Here is a 21,998-nt window from a genome sequence, read left to right on the forward strand (position 1 = left end):
CAAAAAATCCATGCCACGGGGCATGGATTTTCTATTTACAAAATACGGACCATTTTCAGTTTCGCCTGATCGGCGTGCTTCTTGTCTACCGAACGCAGAATAAAGTAGCTGATGACCAGAGACAAGGCGCCGAAAATAAAGATATACAAGTCTTTTCTCGCCATGGCATCCGGCAGAATTAACTGCCCCAGACCGATGGCCAGTAAAAAAGCGATCAAGGGAATGCCGTAGACTTTGTAGATGGAGTGGAGCACGAAATGATCGTTAACAAACAATTCCACGCGATCCCCTTCTTCGGCATTCAGTTCGTTTGGAACGGTAATAAATTCCGATTTCGACTCACAGGCCGAGCTCTCGCAGACGGCACAGGCGGAGCCGCAAGCGCCTTTTCTGTTGACTTCCATATAGGCTAATCCGTTTTTAACAGATAAAATGTGTCCAATTTGGATCATAAGATCACTCCTCAATAACGCGAATGTGAACTTCCTCTAATTGCTTTTCAGAGAGAGATACCGGCGCGCCGGTAAGCAAATCGCTGGCCGATTGGGTTTTCGGGAAGGCGATGACATGGCGCATATTCTTTTCGCCGGTTAAAAGCATAATCAGGCGGTCCAGCCCGTAGGCCAAGCCACCGTGCGGCGGCGCTCCATAGCGGAAAGCCTCGATGAGGAAGCCGAATTTTTCTTCTGTTTCTTCCTTGGTGAATCCCAAGGCTTTAAACATGCGGGACTGAATCTCGCTGTCGTGGATACGAATGGATCCGCCGCCCATTTCGTCGCCGTTAATGACGATGTCATAGGCTTTTGCGCGGCAGGCGCCGGGATCGGATTCCAGTTTATCCAAGTCTTCATCCATGGGCGATGTGAAGGGGTGGTGTTTGGCCACATAGCGTCCTTCTTCCTCGTCGTATTCGAACAAGGGGAATTCCACGATCCACAAAGGCGCGATGACATCTTCAGGGATCATGCCCATTTCATCGGCAATGTGGTTTCTCAAATTACCCAGCGCCGCATAGACCGTGTCGTTTTTATCGGCTACAAAGAGCACCAAATCACCGGATTTGGCTTCGAGTTTTGCCAGGATTTTGCCCATGGTGTCGTCGCCGATGAATTTTAAAATAGGCGATTGAATTTCGTCATCCTTCACCTTGGCCCAGGCAAGGCCCTTGGCCTTAAAGTCTTTGACGAAGGCTTCCAGCTTGTCGATTTTCTTCCGCGAATAGAAATCGGCGCCGCCTTCGACGACAATGGCTCGTACGCTGCCGCCGCTTTCCACGGCGGAGGTGAATACTTTAAAGTCGCAGTCTTTCACTAAATCGGAAACGTCTTTTAATTCCATGCCGAAGCGCACGTCGGGCTTGTCGACGCCGTAGCGATCCATGGCTTCTTGATAGGTCATACGATGGAAGGGAATGGCTAAGTCTTTGTTCAGAACTTCTTTAAAAAGCATTTTTAAGTAACGTTCGTTCACTTCGATCACATCTTCCGCTTCTACAAAGCTCAACTCCATGTCGATTTGCGTAAATTCCGGTTGACGGTTGAAGCGCAAATCTTCGTCTCTGAAGCAGCGGGCGATTTGAATGTAGCGATCAAACCCAGCCACCATGAGCATTTGCTTCATCAGCTGCGGCGATTGGGGCAGGGCGTAAAATTCCCCTTCGTGAATACGACTGGGCACCAAGTAATCCCGCGCACCTTCCGGCGTCGGCTTGTTCAGCATCGGCGTTTCCACTTCCACGAAACCTTCGCTGTCGAAGAAATCCCGTGTTAATTTATATACCCGAGAACGGGTGCGTAAAATCGCCTGACTGCGGGGCTTTCTCAAGTCCAGCGTCCGATATTTTAAACGCAAGTCGTCGGACACATCGTCGTCGTCTTTGACATAAATGGGCGGCACGTCGGATTCAGATAAAATCTTCAATTCCGTGGCCAACACTTCGATTTTGCCCGTGGGAATGTTTTCGTTGACAGCGCTTCGCATGCGGACCGTGCCCACGACGGCGACGCAGAATTCCGAGCGGAGTCGCGTCGCTTTTTCAAAAATAGCTTCATCCGTATCCCCGTCAAATACCACTTGCACAATCCCCGTGTAATCGCGAAGATCGGCAAAAACAATGGCCCCGAGGTTTCTGGATTTTTGTACCCAGCCCATGACGGTAACGGATTCACCGATCTGTTCTTCTCTTAATGTTCCACAAAAATGACTGCGTTTTAAAGCGCCTAATGCTTCTCCCATGATGCCTCCTAGCAAATTCTGTTTTCTATTTTTTTCATCCAATCAGATCTCTCATCGCCTGTTGCTTTTTCCGCCAAGCTTTCCCACACGTATTTGGCGCCGTGGTCCATGCCTTGGCAACCGGCCAGTAAAAAGACATCCCCTTTGCCGACCTTGCCCCATACCTTGTCGATGGCGCTTTTTAAATCGTCTACCACGGGCACGTCGTAGCCTGCATCGGCCATGACTTCTTTAAACGCGGCCAATTCACTTTCCGATACCACGTCCTTTTTCGTGACCACTTCCTCACTCCTGGTGGCCACAAATGTCTTTAAGGGCAGTTTGTGCATCCACTTCACCATTTCAAGGGCGTTGTCGCGATTTAACTCGGCGCCTCTTCCGCCGCGAATGGCATAGAGCAGGTGAAGATTCTTGTATTCCATGTGGCACAGGGTTTCCAAGGTAACGGCGATGTTTTTTTCGTTGGCAAAGTGATCGTCCAGGATCATATATTCTTTATTATAGATCAATTCGAAGCGTCTTTCGACCCCGGAAAAATTTTCCATGGCCTTTTGAATGACTTCTCCCTCTATTCCTTCCAGCAAGCCGTAAGTTATGGCGATCATGGCGTTTAACACGGAATGATAGCCGGCCACTTTCAGTTGAATGGGAAGAACCGTAGGCTCCAGGGACCAATAATCCGTATGATGCCCCTGCCGCACCACGTAATTAAATTTCGCAAAACCTGAGGACAGGTCGATGGCATCGATTCCGATGGATGCATCTTTTTCGATACCTGCCGTAAACACATCGCCCTTGGTCTTCTCGACCAAGCCTTCGATTAAGGGCGCATCGATGTTTAAAATCACCGCCGTCTTTTCCTCGGCGTGGCGAATCAAGCGGCTCTTGTAGTGAAAGTAGTTTTCGAAGGTACCGTGTTGCTCTAAATGCTCCACGGAAATATTGTTAAAGCTTACGATGTCATAATCGATTCCTCTGCTTCTGTATAATTCCTGAGCTGAGGAGGACACTTCCATAACCACCACATCCACGCCGGCATCCGCCATGTCCCGCAAATGCTTTTGCAGATGGATGCTCTCCGGCGTCGTTAAAATCGACGGAATGGACACATCTTTGTACTGCACTTCCACTGTGCCCACGACGCCGACCTCATAGCCCGCTTCTTTAAATAGATCGCGAATCATATAGGCCGTGGATGTCTTGCCGTTGGTGGCCGTCACGCCGAACACTTTCATCTCTTTCGACGGATGATTGTAGAACGTGCAGGCCAAATCGGCCAGGGCCATTCGAGGATTATCGACCAAGATTTGTGGAATGTCGTCTTCCGTGAAATGATCTACCACAGCCAGGGCGGCACCCTTTTCTTTGGCTTTTTGAATGTAATCGTGGCCGTCGGCCAAGACGCCTTTCATGGCGACGAAGATATCTCCTTCGCCGATCTCCCTGGAGTCATTGGAGATGCCGTCGACACTGTGATCCGCATCGATGGCGCCTTTTCGATCTTTTATTTCTATGGCATCTAAGAGTTTTTTTAAAATCATAGTACGTCTCCCAAATACGTCGCCTTCTTCTTAAGCACTTCGCTGAAACGGTCCGTGTAGTCCCGCAAATTTCTGAAATTTGAAAACTTTCGAATGGTGTTTCCCTCGCTGTCCACTAATTTCGTCGTAGCGGACATGCCTACGCCGATAACCGTGTGAATTTCTTCCATCATAATCATATTATAGATGGATTCTTTACCTTCCTTCGCATAGCCGATATTGGCGCCATTGCCTAAAATACGCTTCTGCCGATAGAGGTAGTAAGGATGGTAGCCCCTGTCCTTTAAGAAATTCATGGCGAAGTTCTCCATGGCACGGGTATTTTTTACAAAAACGCTTTTGTTTTCAAAAAGCTTTGAGCCGTTTTTTAAAGACAGCATATGGACCGTGATATTTTCAGGTTCCAGTTCGCAAAGCTGATTCAGCGTATAATTCACATCGTCCACGGTTTCATCGCCGAGACCTAAGATCATGTCCATATTCACTGCAAGATCCGTTTTTTGGCGGACCAAGCGGTAGGCCTTTAAAATATCCTCAGCGCTATGTGGCCGCTTCACCGCTTTCAAGGTACGGTCCACCATGGTTTGCGGATTAATGCTGATTCTGCTCACAGGGTAGTTGCGAATCATCTCCACCAATTCCGGCGTAATGGTCTTGGGCCTGCCGGCTTCAAGGGTAAATTCCTTGGGCTTTAAATCGCGGAGCAGCTCAAAGATTTTCTTCAATTCCTCCACGGGGATGGAGGTTGGCGTGCCGCCGCCGATGTAGATGGTCTCCGGGGCGCTGTCCATTTTTTGAAGGACAAATGAAAGTTCCCTTACGAGGTAATCCATATACAATCTGACGGCTTCTTTGTTATCGCTTCCGATGGTGGGATAGCTGCAGTATTCGCACCGCGTGGGGCAAAAAGGAATGTGGATATACAAGGAATACCCGCGGCCCCAATTGTCTCCGATCACGGCACTTTCCCGTTTCGCAATATCCATCAAAAGGCCCGCTACTTCCGGATCCAGTAAATAGTCCTTTTTTAAGAGCTCCATAACCCCGGCATCCCCTAATTCTCGGCGATGCTTTTGTAAAAATTTAATGGGGCGAGTCCCCGTTAAACTTCCCCACAAGGAGGGCTCTTTGCGCGGATGCTCCACTTCGGCGGCAATCCACGCACTTATTTTTCGCTTCAGTTCAAATTCGTCCTCACCCAAAAAGGTTTTGTCGTAGCGATCATCGTCGATGAGTAAGGTTACGTGTTTGCTGTTCGGTTTCGTGTCAACAATTAAAAACAATTCGCCGGATGTCTCGTAAGCAGGAAAATAGATTCGAAGCAGCTCATAAAAGGTGTGCCACTCCGAATCTGTGCCATTAACTATTCGAATCATAATATTTGCCGCATAAAGGGATTCATGCGCTTTTCTGCGCCGATGGTCGTGGGGAATCCGTGACCGGACAGCACCTTTAGATCTTCATCTAATTTAGAGAGTCTTATAAGGGAAGACATAATGGCCGCCACGTCGCCGCCGGGAAAATCCGTCCGGCCGATGGAGCCTTGGAATAAGGTGTCTCCGGTGAAAAGTGTATCCCCGTACAGATAACAAACGCCTCCCGGGGTGTGTCCCGGCGTAAAGATTACCTTTACATCCCCCGCTTTAAAGTGGATAACGTCGCCGTCTTTTACAAAGACGTCCGGATTTTTGTCGGGCAGTTCGCCGCCGAGCATGGCCACGAATTCAGGCGATTGACTTAGAAAGTTTTCCAATTCGCTTTTATGCATATAGACTTTCACGCCCAGGCCGTCACGAACTTTATTTAATGCGGAAATATGATCCCCATGGCCGTGGGTGAGTAAAATCCCTTCGATGGTTAAGCCATGATCTTTCACGTAGGCAAGGATCTTTTCCGCTTCCGCACCGGGATCGATGATAAAGCCGTTTTTATCGTCGTCATAAACAATATAACAATTCGTCGTACCGCCGACTAAAAGTGTATCTACTGCCATTAAAAGCTCCTTTCACTGTCGATTAAAATCGTAACCGGCCCGTCTGCCACCATGTCGATGGCCATGTCCGCGCCAAAAACGCCGCGAGCCACATCGTGTCCCTTAGATTCGATGTAGGCTATCAGATCTTCATACATGGGTCCCGATACTTCGCCTTTGGCTGCGCGAATGTAGCTGGGTCGATTGCCCTTTCTCGCGTCGCCGTAAAGGGTAAATTGGCTGACTACCATGATTTCCTTTTGGCTGTCGCCGACATTCACATTCATCACGCCGTTTTCGTCGTTGAAGACGCGCAGGCCCATGATTTTGTTTCCGATGTATTCCATGTCTTTTTTCGTGTCGGTATCCGTGACGCCGACCAACACCATCAGGCCCCCGCCGATGGAGGAGACTTCCTTTCCGTCTACAGACAGCGCGGCCCGTTTTACTCGTTGAACAACTGCTCGCATATTTCCTCCTTAACCGCTGACTCGATAGGCTTCATAAACATTTTCGACGCGTTCCAATTTCTTCAACAATCGCGCCAATTCGTCGATGTGGTGAATCCGCACCACGGTACGGATAATCAAATTGTGATCCTTGTCCTCTCTGGCAGAGAGATTTTGAATATCCAATCGGGCGTCGTGGATTCGGTTGGCAATGTCGGCCAAGACATTGTTCTTGTTTGAGGCGCGCACTTCGATTTCCGCGCTGTACATTTCCTTTTCGTCGATTTCCCAACGCACGGGAATAAGCCGATCCTCGTTCATATTATTTTTTAAATTAATGCAATCCGATCGGTGAATGCTCACACCACGACCCATGGTAATGAATCCCACGATTTCATCGCCGGGAACCGGCGTACAGCACTTGGCGATGCGCACCTTCACATTGTCGATGCCTTTAACCACGATGCCGCCGGCATTTCGATGGCTCTTCGACCCATCCAGTTCAATGTCTTCCACGGTCATATTTTCCGCCGTGGTCTTGCGCTTTTCTTCCTTAACGTATTCTTCGAGCTTCGCCGTTACTTGGCGAACGCTCATGCTTCCGTAGCCGACTTGGGAATACAGGTCGTTTAAATTGTCAAACTTCAACCGTTGGCGCACCTCTTCCATCCATTCGTCGCGAATGAATTCCGAGGGCCTGTAACCCAGGCGCTTCGCCTCTTGTTCGATCATGGTCTGACCTTTTTCGATGTTTTTATCCCGGTCTTTGACTTTAAAGTACTGCTTTATTTTTGTTCGAGCCTGGGGACTGGCGACGATAGAAAGCCAATCCAAAGAAGGCTCGGAGTTTTTATTGGTTATGACCTCGACGATTTCGCCGTTTTTCAATTTGTGACTTAAGGAAACGATGCGACCGTTGATTTTCGCACCGACACAGGTGTTTCCCACTGCCGTGTGCACCCGATAAGCAAAGTCGATGGGCGTGGAATTGTCGGGCAGATTAATGACGTCGCCATTAGGCGTAAAGACGAAGACTTCGTCGGCAAAAAAATCGACCTTCAGCGTTTCCATAAACTCGTTCGGATCTTTTAAATCCTTTTGCCATTCCAGAAGCTGTCTCAGCCAGGTTAAATTTTCGTCGAAGGAGGTGGATTTCTTCGCCCCTTCTTTGTACTTCCAGTGGGCGGCGATCCCGTATTCCGCCGTCTTGTGCATTTCCCAGGTACGAATTTGCACCTCGAAGGTTTCGCCGTTGTCGTCGATAACCGTCGTGTGCAGGGATTGATACTTGTTCTGCTTCGGCATGGAGATATAGTCTTTGAAGCGGCCGGGAATGGGCTTGTACATGGTGTGAACTACACCTAGGGCCCCGTAGCAATCCTTGACATCGTCGACGAGAATACGAATCGCCTGCAGGTCGTAGATTTCTTCGAAGGTTTTGCCTTTTTTCATCATCTTTTTGTAGATGCTGTAAAAGTTTTTCGGTCGCCCGTTAATATCCGCGGCGATGCCCATGCGCTTCAACTGCTTGGAAATATCGTCGATTAAGGATTGAATCAAAGCTTCTCGCTCGCTCCTGCGGCGGCTTACCATGTCCACTAAATTGTAGTAGTTTTCCGGATCCAAGTAGCGAAGAGACAAATCTTCCAATTCGCTTTTCACTCGACTCATCCCCAGGCGATCGGCGAGGGGCGCATAGATTTCGATGGTTTCAAGGGCCTTGTCGTGCTTCTTTTCCGGGGTCATATACTCCAGAGTACGCATGTTGTGCAGGCGGTCGGCAAATTTTACGATGACTACGCGAATGTCTTTTGCCATGGCCAGAACCATTTTGCGAATATTTTCCGCCTGTTTCTCTTGTTTGGTCTGGTAGGTAAGCATTTTTAACTTCGTGACGCCTTCGACCAAAATGGCGGCTTCTTCTCCGAAACGCTCTTTCACATCATCGTAGGTAACGTCCGTATCTTCAATGGTGTCGTGTAAAAGACCGGCGATAATTGTCGATACATCCATATTCATTTCAGCCAAAATAAGCGCAACATTGAAGGGATGGACAATATAATCCTCCCCTGAATTGCGCTTTTGGCCTTCGTGATGGGCTTCGGCATAGTCGTAGGCTTCGCGGACCTTTTCCACGTCTGCGTCCGGGTTGTAAGACAAGATTTTTTCAATCAATTGTTCAATCATATAATCACCGTTTTGATCGTCTTAAGTCTTCGATTCGAAATTGAAGCGTATTTCTATTGTTAAAGGTATCGATGGCGGGCATATAGGCCATATCGACGCACAAACTGCCGTCCGGGCCCTTTGCCTCGTTGGCAAAGGCCAGAAACTCGTCTGCCGGCATGAAAAGAATGCCGTCGTAGCGCATCTGATTGTAGAATAGCTCCAGTTTAATTACATTCCTATTCTTACCTAAAATTCGGTGCTGTGAAACATAGATGCCCGTGGCGCCGAAAAGGGGTTTGGGATTTCCGTTTCCGAAAGGTTTCAGGCGATTGATGCGCTCCACTGTCTCAATGCTTACCTTGTCCGGCTGCATAATCACGTCGAGTCGCACGCGAGGAATCAGATCGCGGGGATCCAACTCGCTTTTTTCAATGGCATCCAGCTTAAAGGCGATAAATTGATCTTTTCTCAAACTTAAACCGCAGGCCATGGCATGGCCGCCGAAAGATGAGAGGTATTTTTCGCTTTTTCGAATTTGCTCCACCATATTATAGGCTTCGATGCTTCTGCCCGATCCCTTTAGCCCGTCTTTGCCCGAGGTGAGCACAATGCAGGGGCGATTGTACTTGCCCTTAATGCGTCCGGCGATAATGCCGGCGATGGACTCGTCAATGGTTTCATCTTTTAAGATGTAAATGGGCTGCACATTTTCTTTCGGACTGGCCAATTGTTTTTCCAAACGGGCGAGCCCTTCGGTGGTTAAGTCTTGACGCTTTTTGTTTAATTCCCGTAAGTAAGCGGCTGTCTTTTTGGCCGCATCTTCGTCTTCCGTTAAAAACAACTCCACCCCGCCTGATGCCGTATCCAATCGCCCCGCCGCATTAATGGTAGGACCTAAGATAAAGCCTAAGTGGTAGGCGTCGATGTCGCCTTTTATCCCGGATGCATCTCTCAGGGCGTTTAAGCCGATGTTTTGGGTGCGGTTCAATTGCTCCAGGCCGGAAGTTACGAGATCTCTGTTTTCGCCCATAAGCTCCATGACATCGCAAACCGTGGCCAAGGCCGCAAAGCCGATTAAATCCTCGTTCATGGTCTCGATTTTCCCGGCAATGGTGTAAAGATAATTGATGAAATAAAAAGACAAAGCACCCCCGCACAAGCCTTTAAAGGGATAGTTGCAGGCCCCTTGATGGGGGTTAATAATGGCGTCCGCTTCAGGCAGTACTTCTTCGCCTTCCCGACGCGCCACTTGGTGATGGTCGATGACAATGACCTTTAATCCCAGGGCTTTGGCTTGTTTAATGGCGTCGAATTGGGCGATGCCGTTGTCGCAGGTGATGATCGCCTCCACGCCGTCATGGGCGGCTTCATCGGCCATATAGGGCTTCATGCCGTAGCCGTCTTCCCGGCGATGGGGCAGGCGGTAATCTACATCGTAGCCGAGGCCACGCAGCCCCTTCATAAGAATGGTCGTACTCATGACGCCGTCACAGTCGTAATCGCCGATAATGCGAACTTTCCCCTTGACGTTTTGAATGAGATTGCCCGCCTTGACCATGTCCTTCATAGCAATTGGCGAATGAATGTGCTCCATCGACGGATGGAGGTAGCGCTGTATTTTCTCCTTCGTGTCCAAGCCCCGATTGAGAAGAATGCGATACTCCCATTCCTGCAGTCCGAAGGCGCGGAAATCGATGGATTCCTTCGGTTGTTCGTTTTTAATAGACCAATATTTCATTCTTCACTCTGCTCGTTGGCGTAAACACTTAAGGCACATTCCAAGCGCTTGCGCTCCATTTCACAGCCGATGTCGAAGGGCTCGTAAATATCGCCGTTGTTGTGGTAGGCATTGGCATGGCAACCGCCGCTGCAAAAATACTTGGCCCAACACTCGGTGCAGGCATCTTTGTGAAAAACGTCGGCCATGTGGAAATGATCTTGAAGATCATTGTTGACGATGCCTTCATCCACATTGCCCAGAAGAAATTCTTCTTCGCCGACAAATTGATGGCAGGGATAAATATCCCCCGTCGGCGTCACAGCCACGTATTCGCTGCCGGCGCCGCAACCGATGCTTTTTTTATAGGCGCAGGGGCCCCCGGAGAGATCGATCATGTAGTGGAAAAAGAGAAAATCAGGATCCTCTTTGCGAATCTGCAAATAGGCTTCACTGAGTTTTTCGTATTCTTTTAAAATTTGATCCAAATGCTCTTCACGAATGGCGTATTCCTCATTGGGATCGGTAACCACCGGTTCCATGGAGGTCTTTTCAAAGCCCAGCTCGTGGAACAACATGACGTCTTTTGAAAAATCTAAATTGTGATTGGTAAAGGTGCCGCGAATGTAGTAGTCCTTGTCGCCTCGAGAAGCGATGAGTTTTTGAAACTTCGGCACGATGGTATCAAAGCTGCCTTTTTTATTAACTGTGGGGCGCATGGTGTCGTTGATTTCTTTGCGGCCGTCAATAGACAGAACCACATTGGCCATTTCCCGGTTCAAATAGGCGATGTTTTCATCATTTAACAAGAGGCCGTTGGTGGTCATGGTAAAACGGAAGTGTTTCCCGTAGACCTTCTCCCTCTCTCTGCCGTAGCTGACCAGCTCTTTTACCACCTCAAAATTCATCATGGGCTCGCCGCCGAAAAAGTCTACTTCTAAATTGCGACGGTTTCCGCTGTTTTCTAAAAGAAAATCCAGTGCCTTTTTACCGGTTTCGAGATCCATGACCATGCGCTCGCCGTGAAAATCCCCTTGCGAAGCGAAGCAATAGGCGCAGCGAAGATTGCAGTCGTGGGAGACGTGCAGACACATGGCTTTAATGTGGCAATGGGGATTAAAGCCGCTTAAATCCACAGGTGTGTCCTCGGAATAGAGAAGGCCTTCTTCCACGAGATAATCCAGCTCGTCGTAGCCCTGCGCCACGTCGTCGGGATCGTAGCGACCTGTGTATTTTTCTACCATGGCTTCCTTCGACAGATCCAACATATCCCCTGCCATATCGAAAATCATAGGATCTACGACGTGCACCGAGCCGGAGGCCACATCCAGTAAAATATGCTTGCCATTTCCTAGAAAACGATGAATTTTACGCACAAATTTCCCCTTCTAAAAGAAAAAGGTGTGGGAAGCCCACAACCTTATCTATCCTTATTTTCACACTTTTGATTGCCGACGGTGCAAGAAGTCTTGCAGGCCGATTGGCAAGAGGTTTGGCATTCGCCGCAACCGGCTTTTTCTAAACCTTTACGCAGTGAACGTTTCGTCAATGTTTTTATGTATTTCATAAAATACTCCTATTCTTCATCCTCAGCTTTATCTTCTTTGTCAGCTTTACGTCCGGACGGCTTCATTACACTCTTTACCGCCCATTTCATGATTTCCAAACGCGTCTTCATTCCCGAGGATTCGATGATGATGACGTCGGCTTTGACCTGAACGATTTTTCCGACGATGCCGCCATAGGTATTGATGACATCACCGACGGTCAGGTTTTTCATCATTTCCGCCGCTTCTTTTTCCTTCTTTTTATTCGGACGCATAATGCCGAAGTAAAAGATGGCGATCATTAAAACGACAGAGATGATGGTAGGGATCATTGAGTTCTCTCCACCGAGCGCTCCCAGCGGGAAAAGACCATCTCCAAATTCCATGCAAACCTCCTAACTATTTCTTATTATTATAACCATATTTCCCGTAAAAGTCATCTTTATATTGAAGGAAGTTGTCCTCTTCTATGGACTTTCTTATGTTGTCCATGAGATTTAACAGAAAATATAAATTGTGGTAACTGGCCAGGTGCATCCCCAGGATTTCATTGGCCTTAAACAAGTGGCGAATGTAGGCTCTGGAGTAGTTTCGGCAAACGTAGCAGTCGCATTCCTCGTCCAGGGGTCTGAAGTCGCGGGCGTATTGGGCGTTTTTAATGACGAGCTTGCCGTGACTTGTCAAGCAACTGCCCTTTCGCGCGTTTCTCGTCGGAAGGACACAGTCTGCCATGTCGATACCCCTTTCGACGGCCTCAAAGAGGAAATCCGGCGTTCCGACGCCCATTAGGTAGCGGGGCTTGTCTTTCGGCATAAAGTCCGTTGTATGGTCCAGGACGTCGCACATAACCTCGATGGGCTCGCCGACGGATAAGCCGCCTACGGCATAGCCGGGAAAGTCCATGGCCACCAGTTGCTCGGCGCTTCTTCTGCGAAGGTCTTTATACATGCCCCCTTGAATAATGCCGAAGAGATTTTGCCCCGGCTTGTCGTTGTGATAAATCTTACAGCGTTCAGCCCAGCGACTGGTGCGCTCGGCGGAATGCATGATGTATTCCCTCGAAGCGGGATAGGGTGCGCACTCGTCGAAGGCCATGATAATGTCTGAGCCAAGGATATGCTGGATTTCGATGGATTTTTCCGGCGAAAGAAACTGTTTCGAGCCGTCGATATGGCTGCGGAAAGTGACGCCCTCTTCGGTAATTTTTCTTCGGTGAGACAAACTGAATACCTGAAAGCCGCCGCTATCCGTTAAAATCGGACCGTCCCAATGCATAAATCGGTGTAAGCCCCCCGCCGCCTCGATGATTTCCGTGCCCGGGCGTAGGAATAAATGGTAGGTGTTCGACAAAATGATTTGCGCCTGAATGGCCCGCAAATCCTCCGGCGTCATGGTCTTTACCGTGGCCTGGGTGCCGACAGGCATGAAAATCGGCGTTTGGATGGTGCCGTGATCCGTTTCGATGACGCCCCTCCGCGCTTTCGTGTTCGAAGATTCATGGGTTAGTGTAAATTTCACGATTCCCTCTTTTCTATAAACATGGCATCGCCGAAGCTGAAAAACCGATAGCCTTCTTTAACCGCGTGTCGGTATGCACTTAGTATGGCTTCTTTTCCGTAAAAAGCGGAGACCAACATAATCAAGGTGGATTCCGGCAAATGGAAATTCGTCACGATGGCATCCACGATTTTAAATTCGTAGCCCGGATAAATAAAAATCGACGTGTTGTCGGAATCGACACAGATTTTGCCGTTTTTTACCATGCAACTTTCCAAAGTGCGGATGGAGGTGGTGCCTACGGCGATGACCCTGCCGCCGTTTTCCTTGGCGCGATTGATGGCCTCCGCCGCCTTCTCGTCGATTTTATAATACTCGCTGTGCATTTCGTGGGCTTCCACCTCATCGGTCTTTACCGGACGAAAAGTCCCGAGGCCCACGTGAAGGGTGATTTCTGCAATTTCCGTGCCCTGTGCGCGAATGGAGTCTAAAAGCTCCTCTGTAAAATGCAGACCTGCCGTCGGCGCCGCAGCGGAGCCTTCGTACTTGGCGTAGACCGTTTGGTAGCGGTCCTTGTCCTTTAGTTTTTCGTGAATGTAGGGCGGCAGGGGCATCTCGCCGAGGCGCTCTAAAATTTCGATAAACACGCCTTCATAGGCGAATCGAATGTGACGCAGGCCGTCTTCGGTGACCGCTTCCACTTTTCCCGTGAGGCCCTCGCCGAATTCAATGGTGCCGCCGACTTTCATCTTTTTTCCCGGACGAACCATGCACTGCCAAAGGTTCTTTTCGATTTCTTTGACGAGGAGCACTTCGATGTGCTCGTCTTTTTCCGGATGATGGCCGTAGATTCGCGCCGGCAGAACTTTCGTATTGTTAATGACCAATACATCTTCGGGACGAATAAATCGAATAATGTCTTTAAAGGTTAAATCCTCTACCTCGCCATTTGCCATGGCGTGTAAAAGCCTGGATTCATCCCGTTTGTCCGCCGGATGTTGTGCGATTAATTCTTCAGGAAGATCGTAATAAAACTCGCTTGTTTTCATGCTGTCCTTTCTAGCGCAATTCCGTGCCGGGATAGTAGAAGCTCAGAATTGCTTTGTAATCCTTGCCTGCCTTGGCCATTTCAATGGCACCGTATTGGCTCAGGCCCACGCCGTGGCCATAGCCCGTGCCCTTTAAGGTAATGGAATCTCCGATGGGCATGGTGTCGTTGTACGTCGCCTTTTGAGCATTTGCCTTTTCAATACCCTGCGCCCGAATCACCGCATCGACGCTTCCTGTGCGGATGCCGCCTGCGGAAATAATTCGGTCGTTGGCATAGGGCCGTATGCCCATGGCAGTCATGACCGCCATAGGTGCTTGAACCGGACGGGCGTCTGCTTCGGTGCCGAAGTTTGTGCTCTTTACTTTAATGGATCCCATTTTCATTCGAAATTGATTGCCCGTCATCACTTCTCTTCCCGACGTGCCTACAACGGCCATGGACTTGATCCGCCCCGTGGAGGAGCGCTCAAGCACTTCCAAGGCCGTGGGCTGTCCCACGGAGGGGAAGGCCTTGCGAATGTCAGCGGAGGCGAGTATGGCTTGCCAGGTGGCGTGACGGGTATTCAATGAATAGGGGTCTTTTAAAGCGATTAAGTAAGGCGAGGGGTTGCCGCCCCATACCTCTTCGATGGCTTCCGTTTCGCCGCCGCTGGTGGCGTTAAAAATCGTATTGGCTACTTCGCCCTTGTAGTAAAGAATTTGGCCTCTCGTCTCCTCCACGGCCCGGTCGGTCATCGGTGACTCGACGCTCATGCCGGCGTAGGCTTGCGAGGCGCTGGAGTCGTCTAAATTATAGCCGTACTTCGCAAATTTGTTCCGATTGGCATAGGCGAAGCTTCTGGAGACCACGGCTTGCACCTTCAGCGCTTCCATGGGCGTGGTGGTGCCGATCTCCTTCGGGAGTACGCCGCGAATGTAATCGTCCACATCCACAATATTAACCGATTTCAGTTGATTTCCGGAAATAATAAAGCGCACACTTCCCCTGTAGGGCTTCCCGCCGATGGCAATGTAGCCGGCGGAGGAAGAAAATACATCCGATTCCGATACATTGGACGCTGTGGCATTAAAGCTGCTTCCCACAGGGCTGCCGTTTTTCATCAAGCTGCCCTCTGTCGACAAGGTAATCGAGGAGGAAGTGGGGCCGACTTTAACGTGAATCGGCTCCGACTGCGCAAATACCGGTGCACCCAATACGAGTATGGCGACAAAAGCCAGCAAACTTACTATTTTTTTCATGACTCGTCCTTTCTGTAGGGAATGCCTAAGTGATCGTACGCCCGTTTCGTGGCTACGCGGCCCCGAGGCGTTCGTTGAATAAAATTAATCTGCAGCAAATAAGGCTCGTAGACGTCTTCAATGGTAATGCGCTCCTCGCCGATGGTGGCGGCGATGGTGTCGATTCCCACGGGCCGACCCTCGTAGTCTAAAATCATGGTCCTGAGTATTCTTCGGTCCAAATCATCGAGGCCGTAATCGTCTACATCTAAAAGGCGCAGGCCATCTTTGGCCACCTCCTCGTCGATCAATCCGTTACGCTTCACTTCGGCAAAGTCGCGAATCCGCTTTAAAAGGCGATTGGCGATACGCGGCGTGCCCCGGCTCCTTTTCGCGATTTCCAAAGCGCCGGAAGTGCTTAAGGGAATGTTTAAAATTTCAGAAGACCGAAGCAAAATGGTCTTTAAACTTTCCGCATCGTATAGCTCCAGATTTAAAAGCACGCCGAAGCGGTCCCTAAGAGGCGATGCCAATTGACCGGAACGGGTGGTGGCGCCGATTAAGGTAAAGTGGTTGAGATCTAAACGAAGAGACCTTGCCGACGGTCCTTTGCCCACGATAATATCCAACGCAAAATCTTCCATGGCCGGGTAAAGAATTTCTTCCACCGTGCGGGGAATCCGGTGGATCTCGTCGATGAAGAGCACGTCGTTTTCATCTAAATTGGTCAAAATGCTGGCCAGATCTCCGGGGCGCTCGATGGCAGGCCCCGAGGTGACCCGCATATTCACGTGCATTTCGTTGGCGATAATATTGGCGAGGGTGGTTTTTCCCAAGCCCGGCGGGCCGCTAAGTAAGGCGTGATCTAAAGATTCGTCGCGTCGTCTGGCTGCTTCGATGAAAATTTCCAGCTTTTCTTTCGCCTTGTCCTGGCCGATGTATTCCGACAAAAACTTCGGGCGAAGGGCCAATTCCATGCGCTCTTCCTGAGGCAGCACGGTTTTCGATACCAGTCGTTGATCTTCCATAGGCCCTCCTTACCCTTTCATGGCGAGACGCTTCAGCGCCGCCTTTAAAATAACTTCCACATCGTCGCTGTCGATGCCTTTTACCGCCGCCTTCGCCTCGTTCGTGCCGTAGCCCAGCCCTTCCAAGGCATCGACGGCTTCTTGCTTCGGTCCCTGAGGTGCAGGCGAAAGGACCGCTCCCTGAGGCACCGTCACGCCCAGCCCCTTCACTTTGTCTTTTAACTCCAAAATCAACCGCTCGGCGGTTTTTTTTCCGATGCCTGGCGCTTCCGTCAAGGATTTCGAATCACCGTTTTGAATAAAATAAATTACATCGTCGGCAGCAAATCGACCGAAAATGCCCATGGCCACTTTCGGGCCCACGCCGGTGACGCCAATTAGCAGGAGAAATAATTCCCGATCCTTCTCGTCTAAAAAGCCGAAGAGAGAAAAACCGTCGTCCTTTACCTGTAAATAAGTGTAGAAGGTCGTAAGGTCCCCTTCTTCGATTCCACCGAGATTGGATCCAGGAAGATAGACCATAAGCCCGAAACCGCCGGTCTCCACGACGACGCCGTCTAATTTTTTTTCTAAAACTGTGCCGCACAAGCGATCAATCATATTTCACCTACTTCAATTCAAAATGTGCTTTGCTTTTCGCCGAATGGATATGGGTTATGGCGATGGCCAACCCGTCGGCGGCATCGTCCGGTTTGGGAATCTCCTTTAAATGCAAAAACATCTTCACCATTTCCTGCACCTGATGCTTCTCCGCCCGGCCGTAACCCACCACGGCCTGTTTGATCTGAAGGGGCGTGTACTCATAGATGGGCAGGCCCATTTCCATGCAGGTCAAAATCTCCACGCCGCGGGCCTGTGCCACGGATATGGCCGTGGTGATGTTTTTGTTGAAAAACAGCTCTTCCATGGCCACCTCTTCGGGCTTTGAGGATTCGATAATTTTTTTCAGCTCCACGTGGAGTTGAAACAAGCGTTTCGGATAATCCGTCTTGCTTGTCGTTTCGATGACGCCGTATTCCACAGGCCGCAGGCGATTGCCCTCCACGTCGATAATCCCATAGCCCATAATGGCAAGGCCCGGGTCGATTCCCAAAACTCTCATAAAACTCCTTAAAAAAAGGGCTCCTCGGAGCCCTTCGGTTACGGACGGTATCTTTTTAAGACCGAATCGTTGATGCCGCACCAATAGGCAGACAAATAGATTCGTAATCCGTCTCTATATAGAAAATTCTTTAATTTACGATTTAAACCGACCAGCTCTTCCCGCGTCAGAACATAGTCCGACTCGCGATACAACTTTTTCGGGCTTTGAAAATCGACTTGCAATTGCCGGTCCACATAATGATTTAAGGTTAATACTTTGCGCTTCAACACCGATTTTGAAAAACGGCGTGCCTCTTCGCCAATGGCTTCTCCGCCGCCGATTGCGCGAATGTGCCGCTCCAAGGCTTCTTTGCGAAAACGCCGCACATCGTCGTATTCCACATCGTAGTGAAACAACACCTTGCGTTCGAAAAGATGACAAAGATCGATGTGGCGCAGGGCGATGATCTCCAGATCGTTGGCTTCCGATGCCGCGCTGTAACCGCATTTATAGCCGGCCAAGTACATCACCAGCTCAAAACGATTGATGTCGTCATAAATGGCATCGGTCAAGCTGTTTGCAAAGACGGCGCGATTATCTTTTCGCCGAAGAAAAGACAGAATATCCTTCTTCAGATTTTTCATCGATACGTAGGAGGGGAAAATATTGTGAATTTTCTCTTCCAGATCGTAGAGATTTAAAAGGAGTTGCATGGCCGAGCTATCCGCTCCATACAAAAACTTCTGCGTCAGTTTCGCTTTCATGTCGACGAAATTCAACGTCTTGTCATTTAGTTGCGCATTTTGTACGGACATGCTTTTCCTCCTTATTGTGCTTTATTTTACCATAAAGCACGAAAGAATTCACGGTTTTTACAACACGTCTTCCCCGCGAAGTTTCGATTCCAAGAGAAAATCATCGGGCCAAACGGAGGCTTGCACCTCGGCAATGGATTTCTTTTCTAAAAAGAACATGCAAATTCGGGATTGGCCGATGCCTCCGCCGACGGTGTAGGGCAGATTGCCTTCTAAAAGATCCTTGTGATACTTCATCTCTAGGCGATCCGTCGCACCGGCTATTTCCAATTGACGCATTAAGCTATCTTCATCCACCCGTATCCCCATGGAAGAAAGCTCGATCACCGAATCCGTCGTCGGGTTGTAGAAGAGAATGTCTCCGTTTAAATCCCAATCGTCATAGTCAGGGCTTCGGCCGTCGTGAGGCGCGCCGCCTGCAAGTTCTTTTCCGATGCCTTGTAAAAATACGGCTTTTTTCTCGCGGCAGATGGCGTACTCTCTTTCTTTCGGGCTCAAGTCCGGATACCTGTCCTCCAGTTCCTGCGAGGTCATAAAGTAAATGGAGGAGGGCAATTTTCTCGAAAGAATATGGGGGTACACGCTGTTAATATAGGTTTCCGTGCGAAGGAAAACGGAATAAATTTCCGAAACAATAAAATGCAAGTAGGCATCGGTGCGGTCTTCTTTTCGAATCACTTTTTCCCAATCCCACTGATCCACGTAAATGGAGTGGATGCTGTCTAATTCTTCGTCGGGACGAATGGCGTTCATGTCCGTGTAAAGACCTTCGTAATAATCAAAGCCGTAGACCTTTAAGGCGTTACGCTTCCACTTCGCCAAAGATTGCACGATTTCTACATTGATATCGTATTTACGCATTTTAAACGACACGGCTTTTTCCACGCCGCTTAAATTGTCGTTTAAGCCCGTCTCCGGACGCACGAATAAGGGCGCCGAGACGCGGGTTAAGTTTAATGTATTGGCCAAATCCCTTTCAAAGTAATCCTTTAAACTTTTAATGGCGATTTGCGTTTCTTTAATTGTAAATTTTGTTGCTTCAGAATTGTTTCTCATGTTATCTCCTTCATTAAAAAAGCGAATTCTTCACCAAACGGACGAAAAATTCGCTATGCCACCTTTTCGAGTACTTCATACTCTATTACAAAATAACGGGTAAAACCGTCTGCCCTTTTGAGAGCAGATCCTCCGAGATGTTTTCCATAGGGGCCCATAAGCATCTTTCACCGACATGCCTCGCTAAATATAAGCTGTCCTACTTCCCTTCTCTTCAAAGGTTATGCCATTTGAACTTGTCCGGCCTTTTGATAGCTGAAGGCCGCTTCACAAACAACGTTCGATATAAACACATTAATCAAAAATGCGAAATTCGCATCGTTTCTGAATGTGATGGGTTCTTTTTTATAAAGCTCGATTAAATTCGTGATTTGCTCTTTTACATAGACGCGCAGATCCTCTTTTTCGCCATGAAAGCTCCCCATTTCCATATTGGAAATAAAATCCTTATCGACGCCTTGTTTTTTAACAAAGCGATTCAAATCCTTTTCGTAAAGCAAATGGGATTTTAAGTCTTTCATAGACGTACAGCGAATGCGCCGCGCGTGGGGATGGGTCATGTAGTCGCATAGATAGTGACTGATGACGCCAATCATATAGCTGACGGGAAGATTTAACAAACCTTTCCACGCCGTATCGTTGGCCAGCTCCGACATATAGGGAACCAAGGCGACGATTTTCTCGACGATGTAATCGATGCTTTCGTCATAGTAATGGGGAATAAATTTATACTTCGGATAGACGTCCGGCGCAATGGATCCACGCAACATTTTGGATTCGTCTAAAACAATGCCGTAATCCTTTATGATGCGATTTCGCACTTCACCGGCGATTATACGATGTGTTTCAGGTACCATGAACGCTCCTTTTTCTTTATTCCGTCTACCTATGACATTATATCAAAATTTCCGAAATATGCAATTTCTATTGGTAGGGATAGCGGTATTTGCTGAATTGATCCGCCATGGCCGTCCATACGTCCGGCGTCTCAAATCCCAGTCGCCAGGACGAAATGCCTGCCAAATTGTATTTGCGCATCAGCGAAACTTTCCACGCCACAGACTCCGCGTTTTCGATCCAGATCTTTTCGCTCTTTCCGTTCACGCTTTGTTCAATGGTATACTGTTTCGCCTCGTCGTCCCAGACAGGATTTAATCCGCGAGCCTTCACATAATCGGCTGTGGTCTTCATGCCCACGGCACTGGATGTCAGTCCCCTGTCGCCTTCTTTCCACAAGCGGGCATAGAAGGGCACGGAAAGAATGAATTTTTCCGGCGGAATGTCCTTCAGACTGACGTTCACATTGCCTTCTACCCATTTGTATTCGGCAACGGAGCCTGCTTTTGCGGAGCTGCCCCAATGTTGGTCATAGGCCATTAAAACCACATAGTCACAGATTTCGGCCAAGGCCTTTCTGTCGTAAAGTTCGTTCTTCACGTTTTTGGAAATTTGCGGCGTGACGCAAACAGAAACCAACAGATCCGCCGCTCTTGCTTCCTCTGCCACTTCCCTCACGAAGGTAGTTAGGGCGTCGCGATCTTCCACTTTGATGTTTTCAAAGTCGATGTTTACACCCTTCATGCCATAGGCTTTGGCAAAGTTTACATAGGTGGACACGGCTTTTTTGCGTGCCTCTTCGTTTTGCAGGAATTGATGGGTTAAATCGGGATCGAAACTGTTGTCCAAATAGGCCCATGTAGCTACGCCTAATTTGGCATAATTTTCGACGTAGCGAATGTCGCCGCGGTCGCGAATATCCCCTTGAGCATTTTCCACGGAAAACCACGTGGGGATCACCACGTCCAAACCGTCGATTTTCTTGATGCCGGCAATGACTTCGTCCTTGACCTGCGCGTAGGTGTAGTCGTAGGTGATGTTTAAAGGCTTCTTGACGGCCGATTGCTGCACAAGGCCGCTGTCAGCTGTATACTCGCCGCCTTCTAAGGTCTCGACGTTTAGATTGTCCTCACGAATCCAACCCAGAAATCCGTTTTGTTCCCTGACGTGATACCAATTGCCTTTTTTGCCGTACACCCAAAGCTTTGTGTCCGCTTTTAAGGTGGCGACAATGGACGAATCCGTGGTGTCGGATTCACGTAAGTTGACGCCGTCGCCGGCCAATGTGCCGACGGCGTGTGTCTTCATACGATTATCCATAATCAGGACATTTTTATCCTTCTCGTAATTCATGGCAATGGGGTAATCGTGGATGAATGCTTCCACCGGAATAAAGATTTGATCGCCTTTTTTAACGAGGGGATCTCTTAAACCGATCTTTCCGCCGTTGACCGTGGCTTCCTTGCTGTCTAAGGGCAACACTTTTTCGCCGCAACGATTGTTAAAAACGACGGCACCTTTCGAATCGTCGAAGCGAGCCGTTTTGTCGATGTATTTTTGCACGCCTTCCAAGGACATAAAGTACTGGCCGTCTTCGCGCATGGCGTATTTTTTCGTCACGAGCTGGTCTTCGTAGATGACGTGAAAGGATTTATAAATTTCGGAATATTGATTGTTGCCGCCCACTTTATTTAATACGGTGTAACCGCCAAATAATACGCCGGCGAGAACCAAGAGTAAAATAAGTAGTTTTTTCATGGCACCTGCTACTTTCTTTGATTTA

At 48.9% G+C, this 21,998-nt stretch carries 21 protein-coding genes; all 21 read right to left on the reverse strand.

The window, feature by feature from the left end:
- Window positions 1-35 precede the first annotated feature (35 nt).
- Window positions 36-452, reverse strand: a complete 417-nt coding sequence (locus WKT05_RS00715; RefSeq protein WP_340412483.1) for a SoxR reducing system RseC family protein — start codon at window positions 450-452, stop codon at window positions 36-38.
- 4 nt (window positions 453-456) lie between these two features.
- Window positions 457-2,235 (reverse strand): aspartate--tRNA ligase, encoded by a 1,779-nt coding sequence (aspS, locus tag WKT05_RS00720; protein ID WP_340412484.1) that lies wholly within the window; start codon window positions 2,233-2,235, stop codon window positions 457-459.
- Between the two features lie 8 nt (window positions 2,236-2,243).
- A complete protein-coding gene (locus WKT05_RS00725; protein ID WP_340412485.1) occupies window positions 2,244-3,776 on the reverse strand; it encodes a Mur ligase family protein in 1,533 nt (510 codons plus the stop codon).
- On the reverse strand, window positions 3,773-5,152 hold the full coding sequence (gene hemZ / locus WKT05_RS00730; protein ID WP_340412486.1) for a coproporphyrinogen dehydrogenase HemZ: 1,380 nt from the start codon (window positions 5,150-5,152) through the stop codon (window positions 3,773-3,775). The genes WKT05_RS00725 and hemZ overlap by 4 nt, the downstream gene beginning before the upstream one ends.
- A complete protein-coding gene (locus WKT05_RS00735; protein WP_340412487.1) occupies window positions 5,149-5,769 on the reverse strand; it encodes an MBL fold metallo-hydrolase in 621 nt (206 codons plus the stop codon). Before WKT05_RS00735 ends, hemZ begins: the two co-directional genes overlap by 4 nt.
- Window positions 5,769-6,218: a D-aminoacyl-tRNA deacylase gene (gene dtd, locus WKT05_RS00740; protein WP_340412488.1), complete on the reverse strand. Its 450-nt coding sequence runs from the start codon at window positions 6,216-6,218 to the stop codon at window positions 5,769-5,771. The genes WKT05_RS00735 and dtd overlap by 1 nt, the downstream gene beginning before the upstream one ends.
- A gap of 9 nt (window positions 6,219-6,227) precedes the next feature.
- Complete coding sequence (locus WKT05_RS00745) at window positions 6,228-8,384, reverse strand: RelA/SpoT family protein (protein ID WP_215507480.1); 2,157 nt, start codon at window positions 8,382-8,384, stop codon at window positions 6,228-6,230.
- A 4-nt stretch (window positions 8,385-8,388) separates the two neighbouring features.
- Window positions 8,389-10,104, reverse strand: a complete 1,716-nt coding sequence (gene recJ, locus WKT05_RS00750) for a single-stranded-DNA-specific exonuclease RecJ (protein WP_340412489.1) — start codon at window positions 10,102-10,104, stop codon at window positions 8,389-8,391.
- Complete coding sequence (gene scfB / locus WKT05_RS00755) at window positions 10,101-11,459, reverse strand: thioether cross-link-forming SCIFF peptide maturase (protein ID WP_340412490.1); 1,359 nt, start codon at window positions 11,457-11,459, stop codon at window positions 10,101-10,103. Before scfB ends, recJ begins: the two co-directional genes overlap by 4 nt.
- A 44-nt stretch (window positions 11,460-11,503) precedes the next feature.
- Window positions 11,504-11,650, reverse strand: a complete 147-nt coding sequence (gene scfA / locus WKT05_RS00760; RefSeq protein WP_077075141.1) for a six-cysteine ranthipeptide SCIFF — start codon at window positions 11,648-11,650, stop codon at window positions 11,504-11,506.
- 9 nt (window positions 11,651-11,659) lie between these two features.
- On the reverse strand, window positions 11,660-12,016 hold the full coding sequence (gene yajC / locus WKT05_RS00765; protein WP_340412491.1) for a preprotein translocase subunit YajC: 357 nt from the start codon (window positions 12,014-12,016) through the stop codon (window positions 11,660-11,662).
- 13 nt (window positions 12,017-12,029) lie between these two features.
- Entirely contained in the window at window positions 12,030-13,151 is a 1,122-nt protein-coding gene (gene tgt / locus WKT05_RS00770; RefSeq protein WP_340412642.1) for a tRNA guanosine(34) transglycosylase Tgt, read from the reverse strand.
- Window positions 13,145-14,176, reverse strand: coding sequence for a tRNA preQ1(34) S-adenosylmethionine ribosyltransferase-isomerase QueA (gene queA, locus WKT05_RS00775; protein WP_340412492.1), 1,032 nt, complete (start codon window positions 14,174-14,176; stop codon window positions 13,145-13,147). Before queA ends, tgt begins: the two co-directional genes overlap by 7 nt.
- Window positions 14,177-14,186: 10 nt before the next feature.
- Window positions 14,187-15,416 carry a SpoIID/LytB domain-containing protein gene (locus WKT05_RS00780; protein WP_340412493.1) on the reverse strand — a complete coding sequence of 410 codons (1,230 nt, stop codon included), beginning with the start codon at window positions 15,414-15,416 and terminating at the stop codon, window positions 14,187-14,189.
- A complete protein-coding gene (ruvB, locus tag WKT05_RS00785; RefSeq protein WP_340412494.1) occupies window positions 15,413-16,423 on the reverse strand; it encodes a Holliday junction branch migration DNA helicase RuvB in 1,011 nt (336 codons plus the stop codon). The genes WKT05_RS00780 and ruvB overlap by 4 nt, the downstream gene beginning before the upstream one ends.
- 9 nt (window positions 16,424-16,432) lie before the next feature.
- The gene (gene ruvA, locus WKT05_RS00790; RefSeq protein ID WP_340412495.1) at window positions 16,433-17,023 is read right to left on the reverse strand and encodes a Holliday junction branch migration protein RuvA; all 591 of its coding nucleotides are present in this window, start codon (window positions 17,021-17,023) and stop codon (window positions 16,433-16,435) included.
- Between the two features lie 7 nt (window positions 17,024-17,030).
- Window positions 17,031-17,525, reverse strand: coding sequence for a crossover junction endodeoxyribonuclease RuvC (gene ruvC, locus WKT05_RS00795; protein WP_340412496.1), 495 nt, complete (start codon window positions 17,523-17,525; stop codon window positions 17,031-17,033).
- 38 nt (window positions 17,526-17,563) lie between these two features.
- The gene (locus tag WKT05_RS00800; RefSeq protein ID WP_340412497.1) at window positions 17,564-18,322 is read right to left on the reverse strand and encodes a hypothetical protein; all 759 of its coding nucleotides are present in this window, start codon (window positions 18,320-18,322) and stop codon (window positions 17,564-17,566) included.
- A gap of 57 nt (window positions 18,323-18,379) precedes the next feature.
- Entirely contained in the window at window positions 18,380-19,378 is a 999-nt protein-coding gene (gene asnA, locus WKT05_RS00805) for an aspartate--ammonia ligase (protein ID WP_340412498.1), read from the reverse strand.
- A 221-nt stretch (window positions 19,379-19,599) separates the two neighbouring features.
- Window positions 19,600-20,235 carry a zinc dependent phospholipase C family protein gene (locus tag WKT05_RS00810; RefSeq protein ID WP_215507461.1) on the reverse strand — a complete coding sequence of 212 codons (636 nt, stop codon included), beginning with the start codon at window positions 20,233-20,235 and terminating at the stop codon, window positions 19,600-19,602.
- Window positions 20,236-20,302: 67 nt separating this feature from the next.
- Entirely contained in the window at window positions 20,303-21,973 is a 1,671-nt protein-coding gene (locus tag WKT05_RS00815) for a glycosyl hydrolase family 18 protein (protein ID WP_340412499.1), read from the reverse strand.
- Window positions 21,974-21,998 lie beyond the last annotated feature (25 nt).

This window comes from Peptoniphilus sp. HCN-40583 (assembly GCF_037892835.1).
In the GTDB taxonomy this organism is placed as follows: Bacteria; Bacillota; Clostridia; order Tissierellales; family Peptoniphilaceae; genus Aedoeadaptatus; species Aedoeadaptatus rachelemmaiella.

Coding starts and splice junctions, on each gene's coding strand:
- WKT05_RS00715 (WP_340412483.1), bottom strand. CDS start 452: ATGATCCAAATTGGACACATTTTATCTGTTAAAAACGGATTAGCCTAT.
- aspS (WP_340412484.1), bottom strand. CDS start 2,235: ATGGGAGAAGCATTAGGCGCTTTAAAACGCAGTCATTTTTGTGGAACA.
- WKT05_RS00725 (WP_340412485.1), bottom strand. CDS start 3,776: ATGATTTTAAAAAAACTCTTAGATGCCATAGAAATAAAAGATCGAAAA.
- hemZ (WP_340412486.1), bottom strand. CDS start 5,152: ATGATTCGAATAGTTAATGGCACAGATTCGGAGTGGCACACCTTTTAT.
- WKT05_RS00735 (WP_340412487.1), bottom strand. CDS start 5,769: ATGGCAGTAGATACACTTTTAGTCGGCGGTACGACGAATTGTTATATT.
- dtd (WP_340412488.1), bottom strand. CDS start 6,218: ATGCGAGCAGTTGTTCAACGAGTAAAACGGGCCGCGCTGTCTGTAGAC.
- WKT05_RS00745 (WP_215507480.1), bottom strand. CDS start 8,384: ATGATTGAACAATTGATTGAAAAAATCTTGTCTTACAACCCGGACGCA.
- recJ (WP_340412489.1), bottom strand. CDS start 10,104: ATGAAATATTGGTCTATTAAAAACGAACAACCGAAGGAATCCATCGAT.
- scfA (WP_077075141.1), bottom strand. CDS start 11,650: ATGAAATACATAAAAACATTGACGAAACGTTCACTGCGTAAAGGTTTA.
- yajC (WP_340412491.1), bottom strand. CDS start 12,016: ATGGAATTTGGAGATGGTCTTTTCCCGCTGGGAGCGCTCGGTGGAGAG.
- queA (WP_340412492.1), bottom strand. CDS start 14,176: ATGAAAACAAGCGAGTTTTATTACGATCTTCCTGAAGAATTAATCGCA.
- WKT05_RS00780 (WP_340412493.1), bottom strand. CDS start 15,416: ATGAAAAAAATAGTAAGTTTGCTGGCTTTTGTCGCCATACTCGTATTG.
- ruvB (WP_340412494.1), bottom strand. CDS start 16,423: ATGGAAGATCAACGACTGGTATCGAAAACCGTGCTGCCTCAGGAAGAG.
- ruvA (WP_340412495.1), bottom strand. CDS start 17,023: ATGATTGATCGCTTGTGCGGCACAGTTTTAGAAAAAAAATTAGACGGC.
- ruvC (WP_340412496.1), bottom strand. CDS start 17,525: ATGAGAGTTTTGGGAATCGACCCGGGCCTTGCCATTATGGGCTATGGG.
- WKT05_RS00800 (WP_340412497.1), bottom strand. CDS start 18,322: ATGTCCGTACAAAATGCGCAACTAAATGACAAGACGTTGAATTTCGTC.
- asnA (WP_340412498.1), bottom strand. CDS start 19,378: ATGAGAAACAATTCTGAAGCAACAAAATTTACAATTAAAGAAACGCAA.
- WKT05_RS00810 (WP_215507461.1), bottom strand. CDS start 20,235: ATGGTACCTGAAACACATCGTATAATCGCCGGTGAAGTGCGAAATCGC.
- WKT05_RS00815 (WP_340412499.1), bottom strand. CDS start 21,973: ATGAAAAAACTACTTATTTTACTCTTGGTTCTCGCCGGCGTATTATTT.